This window comes from Streptomyces sp. NPDC058373 (genome assembly GCF_042723275.1).
Classification (GTDB): Bacteria; Actinomycetota; Actinomycetes; order Streptomycetales; family Streptomycetaceae; genus Streptomyces.
Map to the genome: position 1 here is coordinate 116,769 of NZ_JBHXJE010000015.1, position 6,689 is coordinate 123,457.

Here is a 6,689-nt window from a genome sequence, read left to right on the forward strand (position 1 = left end):
GGCCCGCCGGAACTTAGCCCAGTGGCGGCCGCTCCACCAGAACGCCTGCTCCCGGCGGGTGACGGACAGCCGTTCGCACGGGCCCTGGGGCGGGCGGGCAGCGCCGCGCCCCCTGTCCCGGGCGGGGCAGGGGCGCGGCCGGCGGGCGGCGGGTGACCGCCCGTCAGGCGGCCGTGGCTCCCACGAACGCACCCCACAGCGCGGCGTAGGCGCCGTTCCGGGCGAGGAGTTCGTCGTGGCTGCCGACCTCGGCGACCCGGCCGTGGTCCATGACGACGACGCGGTCGGCGCGGGCGGCGGTGGTGAGGCGGTGGGCGACCACCAGTGTGGTGCGGCGGCCCGCGACGCGCTCGGTGGCCTGGTTGACCAGGGCCTCGGTGGCGAGGTCCAGGGCGGCGGTCGCCTCGTCCAGCAGCAGGATGTCCGGGTCGACCAGCTCGGCCCGGGCCAGCGCGACCAACTGGCGCTGCCCGGCGGAGAGATTGCGGCCGCGTTCGGCGACGGGGTGCAGGTAGCCGCCGTCGAGCCGGGCGATCATGTCGTGGGCGCCGACCGCGCGGGCCGCCGCCTCCACCTCGGCGTCGCTCGCCTCGGGCCGCCCGTAGGCGATGGCGTCCCGGACGGTCCCCTCGAAGAGGTACGCCTCCTGCGGGACGACGCCGAGCCGGTGCCGGTAGGCCGTCAGGTCCAGGTCGCGCAGGTCGGTGCCGTCGACGGTGACCCGGCCGGTGGTGGGGTCGTAGAACCGGGCGACCAGCTTGACGAGGGTCGACTTGCCCGCGCCGGTCTCGCCGACGAAGGCGACCGTCTCGCCGGGGCTGATCCGCAGGTCGACGCCGGTCAGCGCCTCTTCGGCCTGGCCGTCGCCGTCGGCCGGGCGGTAGGCGAAGCCGGTGTTCTCGAAGGCGATCTCGCCGCGCAGCGAGAGCACGTCGAGCGGTTCGGCGGCCCGCCCGGTGGACGGCTTCTCGCGCAGCAGCTGCTGGATGCGGCCGAGCGAGACGGTGGCCTGCTGGTAGCCGTCGAAGACCTGCGAGAGCTGCTGGACCGGGGCGAAGAACAGGTCGATGTAGAGCAGGTACGCCACCAGCGCACCGGTGGTCAGGGTGCCCGCCTCGATCCGCCCGGCGCCGACGATGAGCACGGCGGCGGCCGCCACCGAGGCGAGGAGCTGCACGAAGGGGAAGTAGACCGAGATCAGCCACTGCCCCTTGAGCCGCGCCAGCCGGTACGAGTCGCTGCGCTCGGCGAACCGGCGGGCGCTGGTCCCCTCGCGGCGGAAGGCCTGCACGATCCGGAGCCCCGCGACGTTCTCCTGGAGGTCGGCGTTGACCCCCGAGACCCGCTCACGGGCCAGTTCGTACGCCTTGACGCTGCGCTTGCGGAAGAAGTACGTGCCGACGGCCAGGACGGGCAGCGTCGCGAAGACGACCAGCGCCAGCTGGAGGTCGATGACGAGCAGCACGCCCATGATCCCGAAGAAGGTGACGACCGAGACGAAGGCGGTGACCAGGCCGGTCTGGAGGAAGGTGGAGAGCGCGTCGACGTCGGTGGTCATCCGGGTCATGATCCGGCCGGTCAGCTCACGCTCGTAGAAGTCCAGGCCGAGCCGCTGGAGCTGGGCGAAGATCTTCAGCCGCAGCGCGTACAGCACCCGCTCGCCGGTGCGGCCGGTCTTACGGATCTCGACGGTCTGCGCCGACCACTGGGCGACGACCGCGAGCAGGGCGAGTCCGGCGGCGGCCCAGACCGCGCCGAGCGCCATCTGGTTGACGCCCTCGTCGATGCCGTGCCGGATCAGCACCGGCAGCAGCAGGCCGAGTCCCGCGTCGGCGGCGACGAAGAGGAAGGCGATCGCCAGCGGCTTGCCGAAGCCGCGCAGCAGCCGCCGCAGGCCGTAGGAGTCCTCCGGGGTGACGGCGCGGGCCTCGTCGACCCCGGGTTTCTCGTCGGCGGGCGGCAGCGCCTCGACCTGGGCGAGCAGTTCGGGGGTGGCGGGCATCCCGGCGAGGGCGGCGGCCGGGTCGCGGGCCTCCCTGTCGCGGACCCACAGTGCCGGGGTGATGCCGCGCTCGGCGTCGAACTCGGCGTCCAGCTCGTCGCGGAGTTCGTCGGTGAGGGCCTCCTCCTCGGGCAGTACGGGGGGCGAGGGCTCGGGGGTGTGGCCGGGGGAGACGCCGCCGAGTTCGTCGGGGTCGGTGAGCAGGCGGCGGTAGAGCGGCGAGGTGCGCTCCAGCTCCTCGTGGGTGCCGATGGCGGCGAGCCGGCCCTCGTCGAGGACGGCGATGCGGTCGGCGAGGTTCAGGGTGGAGCGCCGGTGGGCGATGAGCAACGTGGTGCGGCCCGCCATGACCTCGGCCAGCGTCTCGTGGATCTCGTGCTCGACGCGGGCGTCCACCGCCGAGGTGGCGTCGTCCAGGATCAGCAGCCGGGGGTCGGTGAGCAGGGCGCGGGCCAGGGCCAGGCGCTGGCGCTGGCCGCCGGAGAGAGTCAGGCCGTGCTCGCCGACGGCGGTGTCGTAGCCGTCGGGGAGCGCGTCGATGAAGCGGTCGGCGCGGGCGGCCCGGGCGGCGGCGGTGATCTGCTCGTCGGTGGCGTCGGGGCGGCCGTAGGCGAGGTTGGCGCGGATGGTGTCGGAGAAGAGGAAGCTGTCCTCGGGGACCATGCCGATGGCGGCGCGCAGCGAGTCGAGGGTCAGCTCGCGCACGTCGTGGCCGCCGACGAGGACGGCGCCGCGGCTCACGTCGTAGTAGCGCGGCAGCAGCATCGAGACGGTGGACTTGCCGCTGCCGGAGGCGCCGACCAGGGCGAGGGTCTCGCCCTCGCGGATCTCCACGCGGAAGCCGTCGAGGACGGGGCGGGCGTCGCCGTAGCCGAAGGTGACGCCGTCGAACTCGACGGTGGCCGGGGCGTCGGCGGGCAGCTCGCGGGTGCCGTCGGCGATCGAGGGTTCGGTGTCGATCAGCTCCAGGACGCGTTCGGCGCCCGCCCGGGCCTGCTGGCCGACGGTGAGGACCATGGCGAGCATCCGGACCGGGCCGACCAGCTGCGCGAGGTAGGTGGAGAAGGCGACGAAGGTGCCGAGCGTGATCTGCCCGCGCACCGCCAGCCAGCCGCCGAGGGCGAGCATCGCGACCTGGCCGAGCATGGGGACGGCCTGGAGGGCGGGGGTGTAGCGGGCGTTGAGCTTGACGGTGCGCAGGCGGCCCGCGAAGAGGCGGCGGCTGACCTCGCGGACCTTGCCGGTCTCCTGGTCCTCCTGCCCGAACCCCTTGACGACGCGGACGCCGGAGACGGCCCCGTCGACCACCCCGGCGACGGCGGCGGCCTGCCCCTGGGCGTACCAGGTGGCGGGGTGCAGCCGGACGCGGCTGCGGCGGGCGATCCACCACAGGGCGGGGGCGACGGCGACGACGACCAGGGTCAGCGGCAGCGAGAGCCACGCCATGATCGCCAGGGACATCAGGAAGAGCAGGACGTTGCCGATGGTCATCGGCAGCATGAAGAGCAGGCCCTGGATGAGCTGGAGGTCGCTGGTGGCACGGCCGACGACCTGCCCGGTGGAGAGCTCGTCCTGCCGTCTGCCGTCCAGCTTGGTGATGGTGTCGAACATGTCGGTGCGCAGCTCGTGCTGCACGTCCAGGGCGAGCCGCCCGCCGTAGTAGCGGCGGATGTACGTCAGCCCGTAGACGACCAGGGCGGCCGCCACCAGCAGCCCGGTCCACAGGGCCAGCGAGCGGCTGCCGCCGATCACGTCGTCGATGACGACCTTGGTGATCAGCGGGACCAGCGCCATGACGCCCATCCCGGCCAGCGAGGCGCCCAGCGAGAGGATCACGTCCTTGGGGTGCCGCCAGGCGTACGCGGTGAGCCGCTTGCCCCAGCCGCGGTCCTCGATGGCCGCCTCCGGTCTGCCCGGCACCCCGCCGTCCTCCTGGCGCGTCGGCACCCGCCCCCGCTCCCCCTGCCCCTGTCGGTGCTGCCGCGCGCCCGCCACCCGTGGTCCTTCCGTCGTCCCGTTCGGTCCGGTCTACCGCCAGCGCCAACGCCCGGAGCGGGGGTTTTCATCCCGCCGCAACAAACGGGCGGGGGCGCACCGGCGCGCGAGGGGTGCCGGGGAACGTGGCGCCCGGGGGCCGGGCGGCGCGGACCAGCGGGGGCCGAGAGGGCCGCCGGTCAGCGGTGGCCGAGGACGTTGACGACGCGGCCGTCCGGGTCGCGGACGAAGAAGCGGCGTACGCCCCACTCCTCGTCACGCACCGGCAAGAGGATCTCGGCGCCGCTCGCCCGCATCTCCTCGTACGCGGCGTCCACGTCGTCGACCTCGATGCTGAGGTCGGGGACGACGGGGCCGGTGCGGTCCTCCGTCATCAGGCTGAGCTGCGCCGCCGGGGTGCCGGGGGCGGTGAGGGTGGTGATCCAGCCGAGGTCCATCGCGGGACTGAGGCCGAGCCGGGTGTAGAACGCCCCGCACGCCCGGGTGTCCTCGGTCCGCAGATTCGGTACGACTCGCCGTACATCCATGGTCCGTTCCTTACACCGTGCCGCGCGGGCCGGCCGGGCCGCTCCCGGCCGGAGTGCCCCGCGACGGGAGCACTCCAGCACAGGAGAGGGCGGACGTCACCCTTCCCGGGACTCCTCATGCGTCGCGGCGAACATCCTCAGGTGGACCGGAAGGACCACCACCGACGGGCCCGGGGCGGCCAGCGCCTCGGCGAGGTCGGCGGCGAGGGTCTCCACTGAGGTGGTGGTGGCCGGGATGTGGAAGGCGGCGGCCAGGGCCGCGTAGTCCGGGCGGCTCAGCTCCGTGGCGGTGGTGGTGCCGAAGGCCTCGTTCATGTACTCGCGGAGGATGCCGTACCCGCCGTCGTCCACGATGAGCCAGGTGACGGGCAGGTCGTGCTGGCGGGCGGTGGCCAGCTCGGCGATCGAGTACAGGGCGCCGCCGTCGCCGGAGACGGCGAGGACCGGGCGGGTCGGGTCGGCCACGGCGGCGCCGAGCGCGGCCGGGTAGGCGTAGCCGAGGCCGCCGGCGCCCTGGCCGGAGTGGAAGGTGCCGGGGCGGCGGGCGTCGAAGGCGGACCAGGCCCAGTAGCCGAGGATCGTCATGTCCCAGAAGCTGGGCGAGGTGTCCGGCAGGGCCTCGCGGACGGCGGCCAGGACGCGCTGCTCGGTGTCGAGGCCCTGGCCGTCGATGCGGTCGCGGATCGCGGCGAGGGTGGCGGCGACCCGCTCGGCGGCGTCCGGGTCCTCGCGCTCGGGGACGGTCTCCAGCAGGGCGGTGAGGGCGAGGCGGGCGTCGGCGTGGATGCCGAGGGCCGGGTAGTTGGCCTCCAGCTTGCCGAGGTCGGCGTCGACCTGGATGATCCGGCCGCCCGGGGTGAAGGTCCCGTAGTGCGAGGAGAGCTCGCCGAGGCCGGAGCCGACGACGAGGACCACGTCGGCCTCCTCCAGGAAGGCCGTGGTGTGCCGGTCCTCCATCCAGGACTGGAGGGAGAGCGGGTGGTCCCAGGCGAACGCGCCCTTGCCGCCGAAGGTGGTGACCACCGGCGCCTGGATCCGCTCGGCCAGCGCGGTGAGCTTCCCGGCGGCGTCGGCGCGGACCACGCCGCCGCCCGCGATGATCACCGGCCGCTCGGCGCGGCCCAGCCAGTCGGCGGCGACAGCGGTCAGCTCGGGGCGCGGCGCCGGGTGGTCCGGGGTCGCGTCCGGCGCGGTGACCTGCGGGAGCGTGGTCCCGGCGCTGAGGACGTCGGCGGGGATCTCCACCCAGACCGGGCCGTGCGGGGCGGTCAGGGCGCTCCGCCACGCCTCGGCGACGGCGGTGGGGATCTGCGAGGCGGTCCGCACGGTGTGCACGGACTTCACCACGTCCCGGAACGACGCCTGCTGGTCGCGCAGCTCGTGCAGGTACCCGTGGCGCCCGCCGCCGAGCCCCGCCACCGGGATCTGGCTGCTGATCGCCAGCACCGGGGCGCTGGCGGCGGCCGCCTCCTGGAGCGCGGCCAGCGAGGTGAGGGCGCCCGGGCCGGTGGAGAGGAGCAGCGGGGCCGCCTCACCGGTGACCCGGCCGTACGCGTCGGCGGCGAACCCGGCGTTGTTCTCGACGCGGAGCCCCACGTACTCCATGGGGGCGCGGCGCAGGGCGTCGAACATGCCGAGCGCGTGCTGGCCCGGGAGGCCGAAGACGGTGGTGGCGCCGAGGCCGTGGAGCGTCTCCATGACCAGGTCGCCGCCGGTGCGGCCGGGCGGAGGGGTGAGGGCTGACGCCCTCTGGGCCGGGGTGGGGATCAGGTCGGGGCCGTGGTGGTCGTGGGTCATGGTGCGGGTTGGCCTCGCGTCGGTTGAGTGGGGTTTTGGCCATGGTGTCATTCGCCTGGCGGCGGGCTGGGGTGCCCGAGGGCTTGCCCCTGCCGGGGCGGGGGTCTGCCCGGCCTCCGGCCTGGGGGCCTCAGGCGCCGGCCGGGCTGTCATTGGCCTCAAACGCCGGCCGGGCTGGGGTGGCCTCAAACGCCGGCCAGGCTGGATTCGTCGCCTGGAAGGGCTGAGTTTCTCCTCCTGACCGGAGGGGGTGCCTGGCCTCCGGCCAGGGGCCTCAAGCGCCGGCCGGGCTGAGGTTGGCCGGGTGAGCCCCAGCCGCCTCGATAGCCCGGTCGGGGGGTGTGGGCGCAGTTGAGCCCGGCCGGCGC

General features: G+C 74.6%; 3 protein-coding genes. All 3 read right to left on the reverse strand.

What is annotated here, in order from left to right; all coding sequences use genetic code 11:
- Positions 1-163: 163 nt before the first annotated feature.
- The 3 genes from ACFWMZ_RS12285 to ACFWMZ_RS12295 all read right to left on the reverse strand — a co-directional run bounded on the left by ACFWMZ_RS12285 (position 164) and on the right by ACFWMZ_RS12295 (position 6,321).
- A complete protein-coding gene (locus ACFWMZ_RS12285) occupies positions 164-3,949 on the reverse strand; it encodes an ABC transporter ATP-binding protein (protein ID WP_383177160.1) in 3,786 nt (1,261 codons plus the stop codon).
- A gap of 227 nt (positions 3,950-4,176) precedes the next feature.
- Positions 4,177-4,524, reverse strand: a complete 348-nt coding sequence (locus tag ACFWMZ_RS12290; RefSeq protein WP_383177157.1) for a VOC family protein — start codon at positions 4,522-4,524, stop codon at positions 4,177-4,179.
- A gap of 96 nt (positions 4,525-4,620) precedes the next feature.
- The gene (locus tag ACFWMZ_RS12295) at positions 4,621-6,321 is read right to left on the reverse strand and encodes a thiamine pyrophosphate-binding protein (protein WP_383177154.1); all 1,701 of its coding nucleotides are present in this window, start codon (positions 6,319-6,321) and stop codon (positions 4,621-4,623) included.
- Positions 6,322-6,689 lie beyond the last annotated feature (368 nt).